The following is a 19,558-nucleotide window of genomic DNA, read 5'->3' as shown; positions in this document are numbered from 1 at the left end:
GGTTATCATGACATTAATAAATAAGAACTTTATGATTAACAACGAATATGGCGTCAGACTGTATAACGACATAGCAAAAGATTTACCGATTATTGACTATCACTGCCATCTGGATGCAAAGGAAATTTATGAAAATCGTTCTTTTGCTAATATGAGTGAGCTTTGGTTAGCCGGGGACCATTACAAATGGCGAGCCATGCGGGCTAATGGTATCGATGAGCGTTGTATTACCGGCGAGGCGACGGCAGAAGAAAAATTTCAGGCCTGGGCTGAAACGGTGGAAGCCTGTTTCGGTAATCCGCTGTATCACTGGACTCATCTGGAACTGCAGGCCTATTTTGACTGCGAAGAGGCGTTGAATAGTCGCAACTGGCGCGAGATTATGCAGCACTGCAACGCGCAGCTGCAGAAACAGGCGTTTACGCCGCGTCAGCTAATTCTCCGGTCAAATGTTGAAGTGATCTGTACCACCGATTCTCCCCTTGATGATCTGCATTATCACCAGCTGTTAAATGAGGATGAGACTTTTCCGGTTAAGGTTTTACCGACGTTCCGTCCCGATGGCTTTTTCGAAGAGGAACCCCGCGCGTTTTCTCTCTTTATGGACCGCTTAGCCGCGACGACCCATCTCTCTATCGAAACCCTGGATGACTTCGACAAGGCGCTGGCGGCGCGCATTGCCTATTTTCACGACGCCGGGTGCCGGATTTCCGATCACGGGCTGTTGGCTATTCTCTGGCACGACGTTGCGCAAGAGGAGGCGGAACGACTGTTCAGGCTTAAGCGCCGCGGCGCAGCGTTAACCGCGGGCGAGCAGAACGCGTTGAACAGCACTCTCTTTAAAATGCTGGCACGCCATTACAAACAGCATGAGTGGGCGATGCAGATCCATTTTGGCGCCATTCGTAATAATAACAGCCGGATGTTCGCGCAGCTTGGCATCAATACCGGTTTTGATTCCATCGCCGACCAGCCCGAACTGGCGGCAAACCTGAATCAGTTTCTTGACGGTCTGGCCCGCGATAATGCTTTACCTAAAACCATTATTTACAACCTCAATGCCAGTTATAACGATGTGGTCGCATCCACCATCGCGAACTTTCAGAGTGCGGCGCTGGGGGTGAAATCACCGATCCAGTTTGGTTCCGGATGGTGGTTTAACGATACCCGTCGGGGAATGGAAAATCAGCTAAATGCGTTGGCCGATCAGGGATTATTGATGAATTTCGTCGGCATGCTTACCGATTCTCGCAGCCTGGTTTCATATCCTCGCCATGATTATTTTCGACGGATTGTTTGTAATTTAATTGGCGGGTGGGTGAGCCGTGGAGAAGTTCCTGACGATCAAATCATCCTGAGCCGAATGGTAAAAAATATATGTCACGATAATGCACAAGCATATTTCAAATTTTAATATTCGCCATTGTGTGAGGATTAACCATGGCTCGGACTAATAAGAAAATTACCATTCCGGTAAGTATTGGATATGGTATGACAGATATCATGGGCGGCGGCGCGTTTACCGTTATTGGCGCATGGCTACTCTTTTTTTACACCACTTTTGTTGGTCTCTCTCCGGTTGAAGCAGCATCGATTGTGGCGATTGCCCGAATTGTCGATGCGGTGGTCAGTTTATTCATGGGGAGCTTCACCGATCATTTTTATAAGAACTATTTAGGTAAAAAATTTGGCCGTCGCCGTTTCTTTCTGTTGATTGGCGCACCGTTGATGCTGGTGTACATGCTGCTGTGGCTCGACGGGATGAGCTACGCTTTCTATCTGGCGGTCTACCTGGCATTTGAGGTGATTGCCGCGATGGTGCTGATCCCCTGGGAAACGCTGCCTTCGGAAATGACAAAGGATTTTAACTCGCGGACCAAACTCTCCACCTGCCGCATGTTCCTGTCCGCGTCCGGGACCTTCCTCGCGACCTTTATTCCCGGACTGCTGATTAATCATTTTGGCGAGCACGATGCGAACGCCTATTTTATTAACGGCGTTGTCTTTGCGGTGCTGTTTATGGTCTGCGTATTTATCTCCTGGAAAGTGACCTGGGAGCGCGAACTGACGCCGGAGATGCTGGCGGAATTAGAAAACAAGGCGGTCAGGAAAAGCTTTACCGAGAAACTGGCGGCGTTTGGTAATTTATTCAAGGAGTATGCCTCAACCCTCAAGGTCCGGGCGTTTCGTAAGCATCTGGCGATTTATTTATTCTCGTTCACCGCTAAGGATGTCTATAACACCGTCTTCGTCTTTTTCTGCGTCTATTGCCTGAATGTTTCCTCATCGCTGGCGGGAACCCTGCTGTCGATGAGCATCGTCGGGCTACCGGTGACTCTGGCCGCTGGGGTGGCGATCATCAAATATGGCCCCTCACGACTCTACGTCTTTGCCTATTGCCTGATGATGCTGTGCCTGGGCGGACTCTTCCTGGTGTATCAGTTCCCGACGGACAATAAAGTATTGTTGCTGGTGGTGCTGGCAGGCGTGTATCAGGTAGGGCGCTGCGTGCTGGAATTCACGCCGTGGAACGTGTTCCCGTTTATTCCCGATATTGATGAAATGATCACCCGCCAGCGCCGCGAAGGCCTGTTTGCCGCCGTGATGACCTTTTCCCGTAAAACGACGGTGGCGATTGCGACCTTTGTCGTTGGCCTGTTGCTGCAAAGCGGTGGCTTTGTGAAAGGCAGCGCCGTCCAACCGCAAGAGGCGATTAATACCATTGCGCTGTTGCTATTTGTCGGCACGGCGGGGCTGCTGCTGATTGCGCTATGGCAGGCGCTGACTTTCCGTCTCAATAAACAGACGCATAAGGTTTTTGTCGATGAAGTCGATCGTCTGAAAGCCAACGGCCTGAAGCAGAACGTCACGCCAGAGGCGCGCCGGATCGTGGAAGATCTGACTGGCTACAGCTACGACAAGCTATGGTGCGATTCATCTGCGCAAAGCCGGGGGGCGGCCACGCCTTCCTCAACGCTAAGTTAAGCCAACGTGTGTGATAGCTTTGCGCTATTTAGCAGTAGAAGTGCGACAGCTATCACACAACATTTTATTCTTGTCGTACCAATTAACCGTTAATTAATGCAAATCAAAACTTAAGCGGAAAGTAACGGTAATCTGGTATGGCAGTTAACTTTCATACCGTTTCTACACAGCGAGTCAAAAGATGCAAAACACGCTTTTAACAGCCAGGGCAACACTTCCTTCTTACGATCGCAGCACGCTGGTTTCACGGATTGTGCACCTGGGCTTTGGCGCATTTCATCGTGCGCACCAGGCGGTCTATGCCGATATTCTGGCGGCAGAACAGGGCAGTGACTGGGGCTACACCGAAGTTAACCTGATCGGCGGCGAACAGCAGATTGCCGATCTGCAAAACCAGGATCTGCTGTACACCGTCGCCGAAATGTCGGCGGATGCCTGGACCGCGCGGGTGGTTGGCGTGGTGAAGCAGGCGATGCACGCGGAAGTCGATGGTCTGGAGAGCGTGCTGGCAAAAATGTGTGAGCCGCAGGTGGCGATTGTGTCGTTGACCATCACCGAGAAGGGCTATTGCCACTCACCGGCAACCGGCCAACTGCAGCTGGAACATCCGCTGATCGTCGCCGATATCAGCAATCCCCAGCGGCCGAAATCGGCGCCCGGTGTCATCGTGGAAGCGTTAGCACGGCGCAAAGCCGCGGGTTTGCCGGCATTCAGCGTCATGTCCTGCGATAACATGCCGGAGAATGGCCATGTTATGCGTAATGTGGTTTGTGCGCTTGCCCGGGCTATTGACGGCGAACTCGCGGACTGGATTGAGCAAAACGTCACCTTCCCGTCAACGATGGTCGATCGCATCGTGCCGGCGGTGACGGCGGACACGCTGGATAAAATTGAACAGCTGACCGGCGTGCGCGATCCGGCAGGCGTCGCCTGCGAACCGTTCCGCCAGTGGGTAATTGAAGATAACTTTGTTGCCGGCCGCCCGGAGTGGCAAAACGCGGGCGCTGAGCTGGTCGCTGACGTCATTCCTTTTGAAGAGATGAAGCTGCGTATGCTGAATGGCAGCCACTCTTTCCTGGCCTATCTGGGCTATCTGGCGGGCTATCAGCATATTAATGACTGTATGCAGGACGCAAACTATCGTCTGGCGGCACGGACCTTGATGCTGGAAGAGCAGGCCCCAACGTTGAAAGTACAGGGCGTTGATCTGCAACGCTATGCCGGGCTTCTGATTGACCGCTACAGCAACCCGGCGCTTAAGCATCGTACCTGGCAGATCGCGATGGATGGCAGCCAGAAACTTCCGCAGCGGATGCTCGACTCGGTTCGCTGGCACCTGGCGCAGCACAGTGATTTCAGCCTGCTGGCGCTGGGCGTAGCGGGCTGGATGCGTTACGTCAGCGGTGTGGATGACCAGGGGCAGGCGATTGAGGTCAGCGACCCGTTATTCCCGGTGATCCAGCAGGCGGTACAGAGCAGCGTCGACGGTGAAGCGCGGGTGCAGGCGCTGCTGAGTATCGAGGCTATCTTTGGCCACGCGCTGCCGCAGGAAGCGCGATTTGTCGATGCGCTGACCCAGGCCTATCTGTCGTTACAAAGCCGGGGCGCGAAAGCGACCGTCGCAGCCTGGGCAGAGGGACGCTAGCTGTCGCCATCGGTACTGACACTACGCGTTTCTGCCACTCTTTAAGGCACCCTTTCAGGGTGTCTTATCTTTTGTATTCTGTGCTACTGCGTTATTAATTAATTTAGCTCATTCATTTTAACTGGATGAAAAGGTTTCATTTATATACCGCGGCGCAATGTGTTTACCGCCGCAGGTTGCGCTGAGTCAACGCAAGGCCTGACCCTTATCCCCCTCATTCATGGCTATACGGTAACGCCATTTGTGCTCCTTTTCCTTTTTGCTTCTTGTTTACCAGTAAGGCGAGAGGGCCTGGTGGCGGGAGGTGCGCGCCTGATTATCCCCGCCGTGCGCTCGTTTTGATTATGTGATCGATGACACCCTTTCGTTTTAATATACTTGTATGGCAGTTGCACAAATGTTTTAATTTCGAACGTGTTAAACAGGAGTAAAAAAATAAGAGGTGATGTTAGTTGGTGCTGATACCTTTGCGGCGGGTTGCGAACGGAAATGGCATTCCCCGTTTGAGAAACGGCCTATTGTGGAGCAGTTGAGAGCTATTTAAATCCCCAAAATTTAATTTTCACTATATCTTACAAAGGTACAAGCCTATGGTTGGTTCAGTTGATGTTAAAAAAGATGTAGATAACAAACCTATTATTCGTCGAGTGGCTTCAGCCTCGGCAATCGGAACGGCCGCTGAATATTATGATTTCTTTGCATATGGCACAGCGGCAGTTTTATTTTTTGGGCATCTTTTTTTCCCCAGTGATGATCCGTTAGTGAGTACACTTGCCGCATTCGCGACGTATGCCGTTGGTTTCTTAGCAAGACCGCTAGGGGGCATTGTATTTGGCCATATTGGCGACAAAGTCGGGCGTAAAAAAGCGCTGGTCATTACAATATTAATTGTCGGCCTGGGGACATTCTGCATCGGGCTTTTACCTACGTATGAGAAGATCGGCATCTGGGCACCGGTATTACTTATTTTTATTCGTGTACTGCAAGGGTTTGGCGTCGGTGGCGAGCAGGCCGGTGCGGTGCTGATGACCGCGGAATATTCCGAACCAAAACATCGCGGCTTCTTTGCCAGCTGGGTGCAGATTGGCGCACCGGTCGGTTTTCTTTTGCCATTAGCGCTCTTTGCTTTATTAAATGCAAGCCTGACTCCGGAAGCGATGATGGATTACGGGTGGCGTATTCCGTTCTTATTAAGTTTGCTATTGGTCATTGTTGGCTTATTTATTCGCCTTAAAATTGACGAGTCGCCGGTATTCGCTCAAATCCGTGAAACCAAGGCTGAGGAGTCGCGTCCGTTAGTTGAAGTCATTCGCGACTTCCCGGGGATCGTGTTTAAAGGCGTGTGCGCAAAGTTAATTGAAGCATGTACCTTTGCGATGTTTACGGTCATTATACTGGCGTACGGTAAGGCCAATAATCTTGACGCGAATATCCTGATGGAAACGATGATCGTGGCGGTGATACTGGAGATTATTGCGATACCGCTGATGGGCTCGCTTTGCGACAGGATTGGGCGCAAACCGGTCTATATCATGGGGGCGCTGCTGCAGGTCATTATGATTGTCCCATTCTTCCTCGCCATCAATCAGGACAGTTTCTGGCTCACGCAGCTGGTCATGATTTTGGTTCTGAGTCTGGGACACAGTATGTGCTATGCCCCTCAGGCATCGTACTTCCCGGAGCTGTTCCCGACTCATATTCGCTGCAGCGGTATTGCCTTAATCTGGCAGGTGGGGTCGCTCGTCGGCAGCGGTATTCTGGGCCTGGTCGCGGTGAAAATCCTGCAGGTCACGGGAGGGCACTATTACGGACTGGCTATCTATGTGATTGTTCTGGGTGTGATTTCTGTTATCGGGTTAGCGATGATGCCGGAAACGGCTCCGCAGCGACTCAAACGGGAATATCATCAGTGGCATAAACACTGATCTATCCGCTTTGCGCATGCGGTGACAAGGATGTCGCCGCCATGCGCCTCACCCTGAGCCGAATTTCACGCCAGGCTTATCGCTGACGTTGGCTGAACATGTTTTTAGGCTGTAGTTTATCAAAAACCAGACCGCCGGCACTGAATATACATATCTTTAATTATCCAGAGGCAACTATATATAATTGATGTTTATTTTAACGCATATGCGGGATAGCCGGGGTGTTGTTTATATCTGATTTAAAATAAATCTGTCATGATGAGCGCAGTAAAAATAAGTAACCCGGGAAAAGGAGAACCGAATATGTACAAGAGAATTTTATTGCCCGTCGATGTTTTTGAAATGGATTTAAGTGACAAAGCGGTACGCCATGCGGAGTTTTTAGCATCGGCAGAAGAGGGCGAAATTACGTTGTTGAACGTGTTGCCAAACAGCAGTCGCTCAATATTGCGGGGCTTTGCCGCAGATATTCAGAAGTTCGAAGCATTTATGCAAGCGGAGTCGGAGAAAAAAATGCAGACGCTGTCCCGACTGTTCTCCATTCCGGCCTCGCGGATGCATTCACGGGTGGTATTTGGTAACGTCCGCGATGAAATTCTGGCCATCAGCAGCGCCGGTGAGTTTGATGTTATCGTTATCGGCTCGCGCAAGCCGGGAATTTCAACGCATCTTCTTGGTTCGAATGCGGAGTCAATTTTGCGTCACGCCAAAATACCGGTGCTGGTTGTCAGATAATCTACTACCTTTTTAACGTGAGCACGGCAGGGCGGGATTAGCCTGCGCTGCCGTGAACGCAGTTACTCTTCGCTAAACCAGTCGCGGTTTTCCTGGCGAATTAATAACACCGACTCGCTAATTTCATGCAGATGTACATTCATGGCTTCTCCCACCGCATCGGCGTCGCGATTTTCCAGCGCCTGAAAAATTTGCAGATGCTGGCGCAACAGCATCTCCGGAGAGCTTATGTGATCGAGGCTCATATAGCGCACCCGGTCGATAGTGGCTTTAATGTTTTCCACCGTATCCCAGGCTAACTGGCAGTCGGCAATGAGGGACAGTTTCTGGTGAAACTCATCATCAAGCTGAAAAAAATCATTTAATTGCTGACGTTCAACGGCAATACGCTGCTGATTAAGATTTTGCTCAAGCTGATAAATTTGCTCACTGTTGACCATCCCCGCCGCCCGGCGAACGACGGCGCATTCGATGGCCTGGCGAACAAAGCAGCCGTTGCGCACGTGGGAAAGGGAGATCTTGTTCACGTAGCTCCCGCGCTGCGGGCGGATCTGGATCAGACCGTTCTCAGCCAGTTTAATAAAAGCTTCCCGCACCGGTTGTCGGGAGACGTCAAAGCGCACGGACACTTCTTTCTCAGACAATGGGGTGCCGGGTGGGATCAGACAATGGACGATATCTCGGCGGAGGATACGGTAAATTTGCTGGTTTACGGGCTGTGTCGGATTAAGTTGCGATTCTGCGGCCATTGATGGTTACTTTTATTGGATTATATGCGTTATTTTACGCGTTATTTGCCTGTTAGCCCATACCCGGCCCTCAACGGGCCGGGTATGGCGACTTAGCCCTCGCGATGCACGCTCAGACCGGCAAAGCTTTGGCTGACAGGCATCATTTCCAGAGTGTTGATATTGACGTGCGCAGGCAGCGTCGCCACCCACCATACCGCCTCGGTGACATCTTCCGGCGTCAGCGCCTGGGTATTTTCGTAAGCTTTCCCGGCTTTGGCATCATCGCCTTTAAAGCGCACGTTGGAGAACTCAGTACCACCCACCAGACCCGGCTCAACATCGGTCACGCGGATCGCGGTGCCGTGCAGGTCGGTGCGAAGGTTCAGGCTGAACTGGCGGACGAATGCCTTGGTCGCTCCGTAAACATTCCCGCCGGCATAAGGCCAACTGCCGGCAGTCGAGCCGATATTAATAATATGGCCGCGGTTGCGTTCAACCATCCCGGGCAGTACCGCGCGGGTCATGTAGACCAGGCCTTTGTTATTGGTGTCGATCATATCTTCCCAGTCTTCAACGCTGGCCTTGTGCGCCGGTTCCAGACCCAGCGCCAGACCGGCGTTATTGACCAGAACGTCAATGGCCTGCCAGTCGGCCGGCAGCCCGGCAATCATTTCCTCGATAGCGGCTCGATTGCGCACGTCCAGCTGCGCGGTATAAAGATTATCGCCGAGTTCATCTTTTAATGTTTGCAGACGTTCTTCACGACGCCCGGTGGCGATCACTTTGTGACCATTAGCGATAAAACGACGCGTAATGCTTTCACCAAACCCTGCTGTTGCACCGGTAACCAGAATAATCATCATCGCTCCTGTCAATTTTCTCATTTAGCCCTGAATAAAGCATAGGCAGGGCCTGTCAATCCCGTCTTACTTAATGTTTTTCTTCCATTTCAACACGCTGGGCCACTCAGCAGCCGACAAGGGCCCGCAACCCGGAGAAAAAAATTAAGCAACAACGGAACAGCGCGCTATCTAAGCACTGTAGCTATAAAAGAAAACGGAGTCTACCTCCGCTGAGCGTGCAATACGTTTCCAAAACAGGCAATTGCGAAGGTATGAGGTACAAATGTTGCCGTAAGCGGGGCAATTCGTCGCCGGGGAGGTGATGTTTGTCTGTGGGGCCTGTTTGTGCCGTGGTGGTAAGCAAACCGGCGTCTGAACCCTGCCTGTCACGCCGCCGCGCAATGCCGTCCAGTCACCGCCGGCAGATCGGTTTTCAAGGCCACAGTAAGCGGAAATCATTGCGGTCAATCAATGAGTTGCCTAATCTTAGAGGATAACCAGGTCCAGGAGATAATGATGGCGGAAAACAACCCTTTGCTGAGCGTCAGCCTGTTGCCTTACCAGGCGCCGCGTTTTGATCTGATTAAGGATACGCATTACCGTCCGGCTTTTGATGAAGGGGTCCGACGCCAGCGCGAAGAGATTGCGGCGATTGTGAATAACCCGGCGCCGGCCGATTTTGCCAATACCCTGGTGGCGCTGGAACAGAGCGGGCAGCTGCTGGCGCGCGTCACCCGGATATTTTTCGCCATGGCCGGGGCGCATACCAATCCGACCCTCCAGACGCTCGATGAGCAGTTCTCCGCTGAACTGGCGGAGCTGGGGAACGATATCTGGCTTAACGAGGCGCTGTTTCAGCGCGTGAAGCAGGTGTGGCTACAACGTGAAACGCTCTCCCTGGATGACGAATCCCGGCGGCTGCTGGAGGTCAGCTGGCAGCGTTTCATTCTGGCGGGCGCCACGCTGGGCGCAGAGCAAAAATCGGTGCTGCGCACGTTGAATAAGCAAGCGGCGGCGTTACAGAGCCAGTTCCAGCAGCGGCTGCTGGCGGCGGTGAAATCCGGCGGCCTGGTGCTGGATTACCCGCATCAGCTGGACGGGCTCAGCGCGGAAGAGATCGCCGAGGCTGCGGAGGCGGCACGGGAAAAAGGGCTGCACGACCGCTGGCTGCTACCGTTGCTTAACACCACTCAGCAACCGGCGCTGCTGTCGTTACGTCAGCGTCAGACGCGTGAAAATCTGTTCGCCGCGGGCTGGCAGCGCAACCAAAAGGGCGATGCGAACGATACCCGCGATCTGGTGCTGCGTCTGGCGGCGATTCGCGCGCGCAAAGCGGAACTGCTGGGCGTCGCGGACTATGCCAGCTGGTCTATGGCCGATCAGATGGCGGGTACTCCCGAGGCCGCTTTTGCCTTCATGCGGCGGATCGTCCCGGCGGCGCGGGCCCGCGCGGAGCAGGAGCTGGCGGATATCCAGCAGGTTATTGACGATGAGGGCGGCGGTTTTGCCGCCGCGGCCTGGGACTGGCTGTACTACGGGGAGCAGGTGCGCCGGGCGAAGTTTGCTATCGATGAATCGCAGCTCAAACCCTATTTTGCCCTCGACCGGGTTCTGAAGGACGGCGTGTTCTGGACGGCCTCACAGCTGTTTGGTTTACGCTTTGTCGAGCGGTTCGATATTCCTGTTTATCATCCGGATGTCCGGGTATGGGAAATTTTTGACGCGAACGGCGCAGGTATCGCGCTGTTTTACGGCGACTTCTTCGCGCGGGATTCCAAAAGCGGCGGGGCGTGGATGGATGTCTTCGTCGAGCAATCGACGCTGCTCGCCCAGCAGCCGGTGATCTACAACGTGTGTAACTATCAGAAACCGAAGCCAGGGCAGAGCGCGCTGCTTTCCTGGGATGAGGTGATCACGTTATTCCACGAGTTTGGTCATGCCCTGCACGGGCTCTTCGCCAGCCAGCGTTACGCCAGCCTGTCGGGGACCAATACGCCCCGCGATTTTGTTGAATTTCCCTCGCAGATCTATGAGCACTGGGCCAGCGAGGCGCAGGTATTTGCCCACTACGCGCGGCATTATCAAACGGGTGAAGCGATGCCGGACGCGCTGCGTGAAAAGATGCTGCGCGCGGCGAAGTTTAACAAAGGTTACGACATGAGCGAGCTGCTGGCGGCGGCGCTGCTGGATATGCACTGGCATAGCGTGTCGCCGGCGGAAATTCCGCCCGATGTTGATGCCTTCGAAGCGGCGGCTTTAGGTCAAGAAAAGATGGATCTGCCGGCCGTTCCACCGCGCTATCGCAGCAGCTATTTTTCGCATATTTTCGGCGGCGGCTATGCCGCGGGCTATTACGCCTATCTGTGGACGCAAATGCTGGCCGACGATGGCTATCAGTGGTTTGTTGAGCACGGCGGCCTGACCCGCGAAAACGGTCAGCGCTTCCGCGAAGCGATTTTGTCACGTGGCAACAGCACTGATTTAGCTGAACTTTATCGCCAATGGCGCGGCCACGATCCAAAGATTGAGCTGATGCTGGAATACCGCGGACTGAGCGAGTAGCGCGCTTTGTCGAGTAAAAGAGGACCGGGCGTATAGTCAATGGCAATCATCCGGGATCGGTTGACCGATCCGGTGGTTGCTATAAAAAAGGTTCATGTTTCTGCATGGATCCTTTTTAAATGAAGACTTCTCAGGTTCCTGAAGTTATCAATATCGCTTATCCAGAGTACGCCTGGTTACGCCAATAACGTGTAAGGTAATGAAGGTTCACATCTCGTTATTGACGATTTCAGACATGGGGAGGATGCTCGGCATATCCAGGAAAAAGCCAGAGGTATATCCATGTTCCAGCGTCACGATTTACTACAAATTAGTGCTCCGGTGGCTCAACGAATTTTTACTCAATGGCAAACATCTACAAGGGGGAGCTGGCAACAAGCGCTTGTTGCAGGAGAGTTGCCTGGAATTGTTCGTCGTCATTTAGAAGGGGAATCGCAGAGCGAAATTGCGCTGGGTTTTAGTTTCCCGGAGCGAATTAACGGCCAGCGTCAACGTGTTGCGATTACTGTCCTGCCAGAGGATGTGGTCTGTCTCCTGACGCCATTTGAAATAGCGCAGAGGGAGTTTTCCCTCAGAACACCCGCACTTCAGACGCTGGCTGATCTTCGCGATCGTTTTCATCTCCTGAACTGTACACCCGGCGTATGGGGGTCGACGGCATTAGAAATAGTCAGTGGTTTCCACTATACGGATTGTCAATCCGATCTGGATATTGTGATTGATATTCACCCTGTCGAGCAGTTGCGCGACGTGTATCAGTGCCTGCTGCAACTGGAGCAAACACATCACACACGCATTGACGTTGAGGTACGATGGCCGACGGGATACGGCATTAATTTGAAAGAGTTCATGACGACGCAGGGACAAATACTGGGGAAGAGCCTGAACGACGTCAGGCTCTTCGATAAGCAGGCTTTGTTTGCAGCGGCGATTTGACGTTAATAGTGCAAGAAAGGGATTAGAGCTGGTAAACAAAGCCGAATACGATGGTATCGTCGGTGTTCAGCTTCGTCGCCATCGTAAAGTCATCCCGGTCCAGTAAATTGATTTTATAGTTTGCGTAGGCGGCAAGCGTATCATTGAAATAATACATTGCGCCCAGGTTGATAAACTGCAGAAGATCGTGATCCCCGCGATAGCCGCTCAGATCTTTTCCTTTACTCTGCAGGTAACCGATAGAGGGTTCGAATCCGTTACGGAAGCGGTATTTGGCGACCAGCTCTGTGGCATGCACCTTATTCGCGATATTTACCCCGCTTCCAAAAGAGGTCATATTCGAGGTTTCACCGTACAGCGCGGCCAGATAAAGCCCATCTAAACGGTATTTTGCGCTGACCACAAACGATTCGGCATAAGGGCCGGTCGCAACATGGTTGCCATAATGTCGTTGTTCCCCGGTTCTGTTTGCATGAGTATAGACGCCGCCCAGCGACAAACCGAAATCAAAATCATAGGTCATCGACATCCCGTAACCATCGCCGTTTTGTTTCTGGAGAATACGGCTATTATTGGTCGTGTTTTCACCTTTGGTACCGCTATTTTTACCCTGATATTGCAGGGCAACATTGAGCCCATCAGCCAGACCGAAGAAATCCCGGTTACGCCATGTTGCCAGGTTCGTGGCGCGTTGTGCCATATAGGTATCGGTATGGAAAATAGTGGCGGCGCCAAATTCAGGTAAAACATCGGTCCAGGCACCGAGGTCGTACATAATCCCCCAGTTGCGACCATAGTCGAAAGAACCTAATGACGAATAATTAAGACCGGCAAAGGCCAGGCGTGTCCAGGAATGTTTATCTTCTCCTTCATATTTATTGGCCTGGAACTGCATCTGGAAATTTCCATACCCGGTGAGCTGCTGAGAAATTTGAGTTTCGCCACGCAAACCGAATCGGACATAGGTATTATCCCCATTTTCGTTCGCATAATCAGAAATCAGATGCGAAGCCTGGATTTTCCCATAAACCCCCAGTCTGTTACCGTCTTTGTTATATATCTCAACGGCGCTGGCCGGTACTATCATCAAGGATGAAAGAAGGAGTGCAAGTTTTTTAAACATAGAGAGTCCCTCGCGAAATAATGCGACAAATAATGTGTTGTGATTGTTTCGTTTCTGTAATTTAAAAATGGGTTGCTATTATAATAGTGCGCTAATAATTATCAGGCACATATTTTACGGCGCGGCATTACTTAACAATATTTTTCTTATAGAGCACTCGGGTTAACAACATGTTGCCGAAGATAGCTACAATAATGTAAACATAGGCCGGCAGGGTCGGGAATAAGATATAGACGATCGCTGTGACCGGTAACGCATACAGCGCGATCCTTGGTTTCATCACGGTAAACTGCCCGTACAGACAACCGAAAATAGTTGGCAGAATATAGTTTTTAACCGCAGCAATCAGCGCTGGCGGCGAAACCGACAATATCCAGTCCCCCATTAAAACGGCAAGGGTCAGAAAGAACAGGTTGGTAAAAATCGAGCCGGCGATACCCAGCGTGGAGATAATTTCCGCCTGCTTAGAACCATTTTCTACACCGACGGCCATTTGGGCTGCTGCCGAGGCCGGGAGTCGAACGTTAGAGATATTACCCGACAGAATCCCCAGATAACTGCCTGTCAATCCCAGGATGGGATAATAGGAAAAAGGTTCCACAAAATAGAATGCGCCGAATACCATCGCAATCGACAGCCAGGAGGTTAAAGCGACCTCCAGAGGGGGATAAACGTCATACACGATGTAAAAGTAAAAGAGCGGCGCAAAGCTGGTTATTGTTGCCAGAAGGAAGCAGATCCGTCCTATCCTTATCGATGTTGCCGTCCAGTTGAGACCATCATTAGTCTGTTGCATCGTTTATTTCCTTCGTTATGAATAAAGGCTGGCCGCGACCATGCCAATGATAAGTGCAATTCCTAAGGCATACTCTTTTAGCCAGCTTATCTTTTTACCGAGGATCGCCAGCCCGCCCATCGCGAAGAAACCGGCAAGGCATGCCACCGTTTTATCGTTCATGGCGAGGATGAAAGGGGTTGAGAGGAAGCCGAAAAGTCCCAGCATCGCCGTGACGGAGATGAGCCCCAGCCAGACTTTGTCTCCTCCGCCCATTTTTTCTCTGACCTTTTCCATCCGGTGGATGAAGAAGTATCCAACGACAATCCAGCCGCAGCTGTTGATGATTGCGGTGTAAAGCCCGGAGACCATAGCGGTTAAGTTATAATTTTCTGAACCGACCGGCGCGCCATAGGTTTCTGCTCCCAGATTGATGGCTGCCAGCTCCACCGGGGCCGCGCCAATCCCGACGAAGCGCATCCAGGTTAAAGGGCCACCGATAATTGCGGTCATACTGAACACGACTACGAAAACCGAGATAGAAGGGCCAATGGAACTGAAAATTCCGCTTCTGAGACCCCTGGTACATTGGGCCTGTGTTAAGCCTACGTTTGGTGCGTTTTTATAAGACAATCTGATATATAACGATGCCATTACCAGGATAATGGCGCCCAGGGGCATTGCGATCCACCAAAGTATCGGATCATTAACGATAGCAATGATGTCGGCTTCATCGATCTTCATTCACGAACACTCCTTTATTAACATCACCTATGAAATAATTCACGAGTGAGAAAAATACAATGAATGTATATAGAACGTTAAATACATTCAGCTTTGTCAGGGGCTGGCATTTTTTCTAAAAGTGTCATTTAATGTATATCGAAACGAACTTACCTAAAATGTTATGAGAATCACAAATATTACAACGTTGCTTTTAAGGTAATGGCGTTACATTTAAAGTAACGTGATTGAAAATATCATGATGCTAATGTTGAGATCAGTCACAATACGTCATGAGATTAATTTGATAATAAATATTGTCCTGCAACTTATCCTGCTGCAATGAATGGAGTTGTATGGATATTCTTAAATAAACGCGAATGCGTTTGCAGGAAAAATCAATTTCAGAGGGCAACATGAATAAAATCAATAATCCGATTACGGAAATGAGCGCCCTGGCGCTTTCCGACAGCATCAAATCCAGGGAGGTATCATGTGTTGAAGTCATGCATGCTATTTGGATAAAATTGAAATCCTTAACCCAAAAGTCAATGCCATTGTCTCCTTACAGGACAGGGATGATTTAGTGGAACAGGCCAGAAATAAGGATAAACAACTGGCTAATGGTCAGTATATGGGGTGGATGCACGGATTTCCTCACGCCGTTAAGGATTTATCTGCGGTAAAAGGGATTACTCTGACAAACGGTTCTCCTATTTTTAAAGATTTCATCGCGCCTAACGATTCGGTTATGGTTGAACGCATCAGAAACAAAGGTGCCATTTTTATCGGTAAAACGAACACGCCGGAGTTTGGGCTGGGTTCGAACACGATAAATAACGTTTTTGGCACGACCTGGAACGCCTGGGATCAGACGAAATCTTCGGGAGGCAGCAGTGGCGGCGCGGCGGTTGCGCTGGCATTACAGATGCTACCGGTGGCGGACGGTAGTGACATGATGGGTTCGCTGCGTAATCCTGCGGCCTGGAACAACATCATTGGTTTCAGACCGAGTCAGGGACGCGTACCCTTTGGGCCGGCCCCCGAGGTTTTTGTGAGCCAGTTGGGGCTTGAAGGGCCAATGGGGCGTAACATCGCTGATACGGCTCGTTTGCTGCAAACCCAGTCGGGCTATGATGCGCGAGTTCCACTATCCCTGGGTCAACCCCTGGCACCATTCACCCCGCCTGAGCGTAAACTGCGCATTGGCTGGCTTGCCGATTTAAACGGCGCGCTGCCAATGGAAGAGGGCGTCCTGAACCTTTGCGAAAACGCCTTAAAAGTCTTTGAGAAACTTGGCCACAGTGTCGAACCTGTAAAACTGGATGTCACGGCTGAACAGATGTGGGAGACCTGGCTGGTCTGGCGTCACTGGATTGTCTCTAACGGTTTACGTCCATTGTATGACAAACCTGAAACCCGTGCGTTGCTGAAACCGCAGGCGGTCTGGGAAGTTGAAGGTGGGCTGAAGTTGACGGCTCGTGATGTCTACCTCGCCTCCGTGCAGCGGAGCGTTATCTACCAGGCGTTCAATAAGCTGTTCGCGGAATATGACATTGTTGTTCTGCCGACGGCGCAAATCTTCCCCTTCGATCCTTCTCAACACTCACCGCAGGAAGTGGCAGGAAAGCCGATGGATACGTATCACCGCTATATGGAAGTGGTGGTTCCTGCAACCCTGATTGGCAGTCCATCCCTTAGCGTTCCAGTAGGCTTCAATGCTCAGGGATTACCGATGGGGATGCAACTGATTGGGCCGCATGCCCACGATATGGAAGTGTTGAGTATTGGTCAGATCTACGAACAAGAAACACGCTGGAATCTGGATTATCGGCCGAAGCTGCTGCAGCCATAATTATTGATAATTAACCATTTGCCTTTTACCGGGATGCTTATCCCGGTTTTTTCGCGCTGGATAAAGTCATGAATATCACAACCAGAAATAAAGGCCAGCAGAGGAAGCAGACAGGGCATTACGAAATAAAAAAGTTACGCCACTGACAACAGTGGCGTGTGAGAAAAGTGGCGTGGCTTAAATTTTAGGATTCAATCTCAAATAATGGCGAGCCTGGGTTAACACGGTCACCCACGTTCACCGAAATAGTTTTAATGGTACCGGCTTCATGTGCAGGGATGGGCATTTTCATTTTCATGGCTTCCATTACCAGAACCTGTTGACCTTTGGCAACGCTATCACCCACAGCACACAGGATTTCTTCAACAATGCCAGGTACTTTTGATTTCATTTCAGACATAACGACATCCTTTTTTTATGAGAAATAATTAAATGATTTACGAGGCAAAAAACCTGATATCCTGAAAACGATTTATTATTATCGTTACGATGATAATTACCTGTTCAAAGAATAATTTCAATGACAGACGGCCTGGTTTTCGCCAACATAAATGATGTTTAGTTACCTAAAAGGTAACGATATTGCGACCTGCATTTATTAACACTGGCAACAGAATTGCTAGCGGCGTTTTAACCACGCCGGATCGCTCTTGGATTGCCTCTCATAAGTGAGTTGCGCCTGTACCAGCGTATCAAACAGTCCGGTAGCAACTGGACCACGAATCGTCGCCACGCACGCGGGAGCCGGTGTTTCATCGGGTGGCTGGCCGGGAAGCAGTTTTAATTCGGTGGCATCAGCGGTGAGCACCAGATTTGTGGCGACTTTGACAATACTTCCCTTAATGCGAAGCAGCGTGCGAGCGGTTCTTTCCATCAGTTCGCGAGAATGGTACGGGGTGGCTGCGATCACTATTTCGTAATTTGGCTGCGTACGCTGTCTTTTATAAGTCAGTAATTTTCCCAGCGTGTTGCAGATATGCCCCTGAGGGCTGACCGGGAAGCTGTCGCCAGTCGGTAATCCCCCCACGATCATCTCGACATAATCCTGACCATACGGAGACGCCACCAGACTCAGATCATCGCGCAGAAACTGGCCATCCAGCGTCAGCCAACCGAATTCCTGGCTGCCATAGAGATCGTGGACGGTAAAATTAAACTCGCTGGCGAGTTCCAGTAATTCCGGATCCAGAGGCGTTCCGGCAGCAAGCAGACACAGTTTTTCAGGCAATAACCCGGCGAGATCCATCGTTTTTGCCTGCTTTAGCGTAGCGCGCAGAAACGAAGACTCTCCCAGTACGACCTGGTAATTTTCTTTGATCAGCGCCAGCAGCAGGGCATCCTGGCAGGAACGCAACAAAAAGCCGTGGCTAACGCCTGCTTCAACCAGCGAATCCGGCGTAAAGACGTTGATCAGCGGGGCATAGGTCACCAGCATCCGATCGCCAGGCATAATGCCAGCAAGCTGAAAGGCTTTACGGCCCGCCGCAATCCGCTGTGGCAGCTCCTCATGCGTGATGCCGACAATGTTCTGAAATGCGCTGGAGCCCGTGGTAAAGGTCACGCAGGCCAGGTTCAACGGCGTATGGATCTGTTCAATCACATGCGCGCTGGTGGGGCCGTCGATGCCTTTGCTACCTAAGGTTCGCTGAGGCATCTGCGCAAGTGTGGGTACGGTACTGATCTCCTGTACCATCATTTCCAGCATCCTGAGTCTATCCTGCATCCGCAACCTCCCTACGGTGTGAACCGACAGCCCGTGAATCATGCGTTACCTCGGGGGAACGCGGCTGACACATTCCCCCGGAGACCTTGCTCACTTCTCGCGGAGCGAAACCGTCAGGCTTTACGCCTGGATATAACGCTCCGCGACATCCTCGAACTGCTGCTGCATCAAAGCTTGTACCGCAGTACGAATCTTACGTCCCCCGCGATGGAAACCGAGTCTTCCGCGACCTTCAGGGCCAAGCAGATGTTGCTGCCCTTCGCATTTTAAAGCCCGAATTTCTGTCATGTGCTGAAGCAGCGCATCGCGCATCTGGTCGAGCCCATCGATCTGCTGTTCTATACCGCCGAGATGGTAAAAGAACTGCGGACCTGCGGCAAAAACCGGATTACTGGTCGCCAACTCGCTCAGCCGCTCAAGACTTTGCCGGGTGATGCGCGCAATACTGGTAAGCGGCATAACGTGGATCATCGTGTTGAATTTGCTGCTAAGGCTCAGAATGCGATCCGCCTGTAAGCCGTGGCACAGGAATGCACCACTGATAGCACGACCGATCACCAGCGCAATGACGGGATGTCCTGCCTTACGGGCCTCAGCCAGCGCCAGTTGATATGCCCCCGTTGCTTTATTCATACCAATAATTTCTTCGACTTTTCCCGGCCCATTCCCTGGGGTATCGACGATCAGCAGCAATGTCCGTTTGTCAGCGATAGGCTTGTTGGCGTCGGCGGCAATCGAGCAATACACGGCGCGGGCCATTTTGTACGCCTCTTCCAGGCCGATAATGCCGGCATAGACCACCGGAAAGCGCGGATTGAAAGCCATTGCGTCATTGGCTATGACCGTGCAGGTGCGTCCCCCCAGTTGCGCGGAACCCACCACCGCACCAGGACCGTAGTCTGCGCAAGGGAGGGCAAACGCCGGTAACTGATTTTCCTGAAAACTGTCGGGATCGACCAGCATGTCGATAGCTGCGCGTCCCTGACCCATTAAAGTCT

At 51.5% G+C, this 19,558-nt stretch carries 16 protein-coding genes; 8 read left to right on the top strand and 8 right to left on the bottom strand.

Annotated elements, in window-relative coordinates; genetic code table 11:
• Positions 1-7: 7 nt before the first annotated feature.
• The 5 genes from uxaC to EDF73_RS21900 all read left to right on the top strand — a co-directional run bounded on the left by uxaC (position 8) and on the right by EDF73_RS21900 (position 7,290).
• Positions 8-1,414, top strand: a complete 1,407-nt coding sequence (gene uxaC / locus EDF73_RS21920; RefSeq protein ID WP_132731149.1) for a glucuronate isomerase — start codon at positions 8-10, stop codon at positions 1,412-1,414.
• Positions 1,415-1,440: 26 nt separating this feature from the next.
• Positions 1,441-2,985, top strand: coding sequence for an MFS transporter (locus EDF73_RS21915; RefSeq protein WP_132731148.1), 1,545 nt, complete (start codon positions 1,441-1,443; stop codon positions 2,983-2,985).
• 181 nt (positions 2,986-3,166) lie between these two features.
• A complete protein-coding gene (locus tag EDF73_RS21910) occupies positions 3,167-4,630 on the top strand; it encodes a mannitol dehydrogenase family protein (protein WP_132731147.1) in 1,464 nt (487 codons plus the stop codon).
• 590 nt (positions 4,631-5,220) lie between these two features.
• Positions 5,221-6,555, top strand: a complete 1,335-nt coding sequence (locus tag EDF73_RS21905) for an MFS transporter (RefSeq protein WP_132731146.1) — start codon at positions 5,221-5,223, stop codon at positions 6,553-6,555.
• Between the two features lie 303 nt (positions 6,556-6,858).
• Positions 6,859-7,290, top strand: coding sequence for a universal stress protein (locus EDF73_RS21900; RefSeq protein ID WP_132731197.1), 432 nt, complete (start codon positions 6,859-6,861; stop codon positions 7,288-7,290).
• Positions 7,291-7,352: 62 nt separating this feature from the next.
• Here the strand turns inward: EDF73_RS21900 and EDF73_RS21895 are convergent, their stop codons facing one another.
• Together EDF73_RS21895 and ydfG are read right to left on the bottom strand one after the other, a co-directional pair.
• Positions 7,353-8,039, bottom strand: coding sequence for a GntR family transcriptional regulator (locus EDF73_RS21895; protein WP_132731145.1), 687 nt, complete (start codon positions 8,037-8,039; stop codon positions 7,353-7,355).
• A gap of 92 nt (positions 8,040-8,131) precedes the next feature.
• Complete coding sequence (ydfG, locus tag EDF73_RS21890; RefSeq protein ID WP_132731196.1) at positions 8,132-8,881, bottom strand: bifunctional NADP-dependent 3-hydroxy acid dehydrogenase/3-hydroxypropionate dehydrogenase YdfG; 750 nt, start codon at positions 8,879-8,881, stop codon at positions 8,132-8,134.
• A 498-nt stretch (positions 8,882-9,379) separates the two neighbouring features.
• Between ydfG and dcp the strand changes: the two genes are divergently transcribed.
• Together dcp and mdcG are read left to right on the top strand one after the other, a co-directional pair.
• The gene (dcp, locus tag EDF73_RS21885) at positions 9,380-11,425 is read left to right on the top strand and encodes a peptidyl-dipeptidase Dcp (RefSeq protein ID WP_132731195.1); all 2,046 of its coding nucleotides are present in this window, start codon (positions 9,380-9,382) and stop codon (positions 11,423-11,425) included.
• 282 nt (positions 11,426-11,707) lie between these two features.
• Positions 11,708-12,361, top strand: coding sequence for a malonate decarboxylase holo-[acyl-carrier-protein] synthase (gene mdcG / locus EDF73_RS21880; protein ID WP_132731144.1), 654 nt, complete (start codon positions 11,708-11,710; stop codon positions 12,359-12,361).
• A 22-nt stretch (positions 12,362-12,383) separates the two neighbouring features.
• Here mdcG and EDF73_RS21875 read toward each other — a convergent pair whose 3' ends face one another.
• The 3 genes from EDF73_RS21875 to EDF73_RS21865 all read right to left on the bottom strand — a co-directional run bounded on the left by EDF73_RS21875 (position 12,384) and on the right by EDF73_RS21865 (position 15,003).
• Positions 12,384-13,484, bottom strand: a complete 1,101-nt coding sequence (locus EDF73_RS21875) for a porin (protein ID WP_132731143.1) — start codon at positions 13,482-13,484, stop codon at positions 12,384-12,386.
• A 127-nt stretch (positions 13,485-13,611) separates the two neighbouring features.
• A complete protein-coding gene (locus EDF73_RS21870) occupies positions 13,612-14,280 on the bottom strand; it encodes a hypothetical protein (protein ID WP_132731142.1) in 669 nt (222 codons plus the stop codon).
• A 15-nt stretch (positions 14,281-14,295) separates the two neighbouring features.
• Entirely contained in the window at positions 14,296-15,003 is a 708-nt protein-coding gene (locus EDF73_RS21865; protein WP_132731141.1) for a DUF5058 family protein, read from the bottom strand.
• 496 nt (positions 15,004-15,499) lie between these two features.
• Between EDF73_RS21865 and EDF73_RS21860 the strand changes: the two genes are divergently transcribed.
• On the top strand, positions 15,500-16,837 hold the full coding sequence (locus tag EDF73_RS21860) for an amidase (protein ID WP_207896669.1): 1,338 nt from the start codon (positions 15,500-15,502) through the stop codon (positions 16,835-16,837).
• Between the two features lie 184 nt (positions 16,838-17,021).
• On the opposite strand, the gene EDF73_RS21855 is transcribed toward EDF73_RS21860, so the two are convergent.
• The 3 genes from EDF73_RS21855 to mdcE all read right to left on the bottom strand — a co-directional run bounded on the left by EDF73_RS21855 (position 17,022) and on the right by mdcE (position 19,550).
• Positions 17,022-17,237, bottom strand: coding sequence for an acetyl-CoA carboxylase biotin carboxyl carrier protein subunit (locus EDF73_RS21855; protein WP_132731140.1), 216 nt, complete (start codon positions 17,235-17,237; stop codon positions 17,022-17,024).
• A gap of 219 nt (positions 17,238-17,456) precedes the next feature.
• Positions 17,457-18,560, bottom strand: a complete 1,104-nt coding sequence (locus EDF73_RS21850; RefSeq protein ID WP_132731139.1) for an acyl carrier protein — start codon at positions 18,558-18,560, stop codon at positions 17,457-17,459.
• Positions 18,561-18,680: 120 nt separating this feature from the next.
• Complete coding sequence (gene mdcE / locus EDF73_RS21845; RefSeq protein ID WP_243655248.1) at positions 18,681-19,550, bottom strand: biotin-independent malonate decarboxylase subunit gamma; 870 nt, start codon at positions 19,548-19,550, stop codon at positions 18,681-18,683.
• Positions 19,551-19,558 lie beyond the last annotated feature (8 nt).

This window comes from Klebsiella sp. BIGb0138 (assembly GCF_004342285.1).
In the GTDB taxonomy this organism is placed as follows: Bacteria; Pseudomonadota; Gammaproteobacteria; order Enterobacterales; family Enterobacteriaceae; genus Klebsiella.
This window is presented reverse-complemented; position numbering and strand designations above follow the sequence as displayed.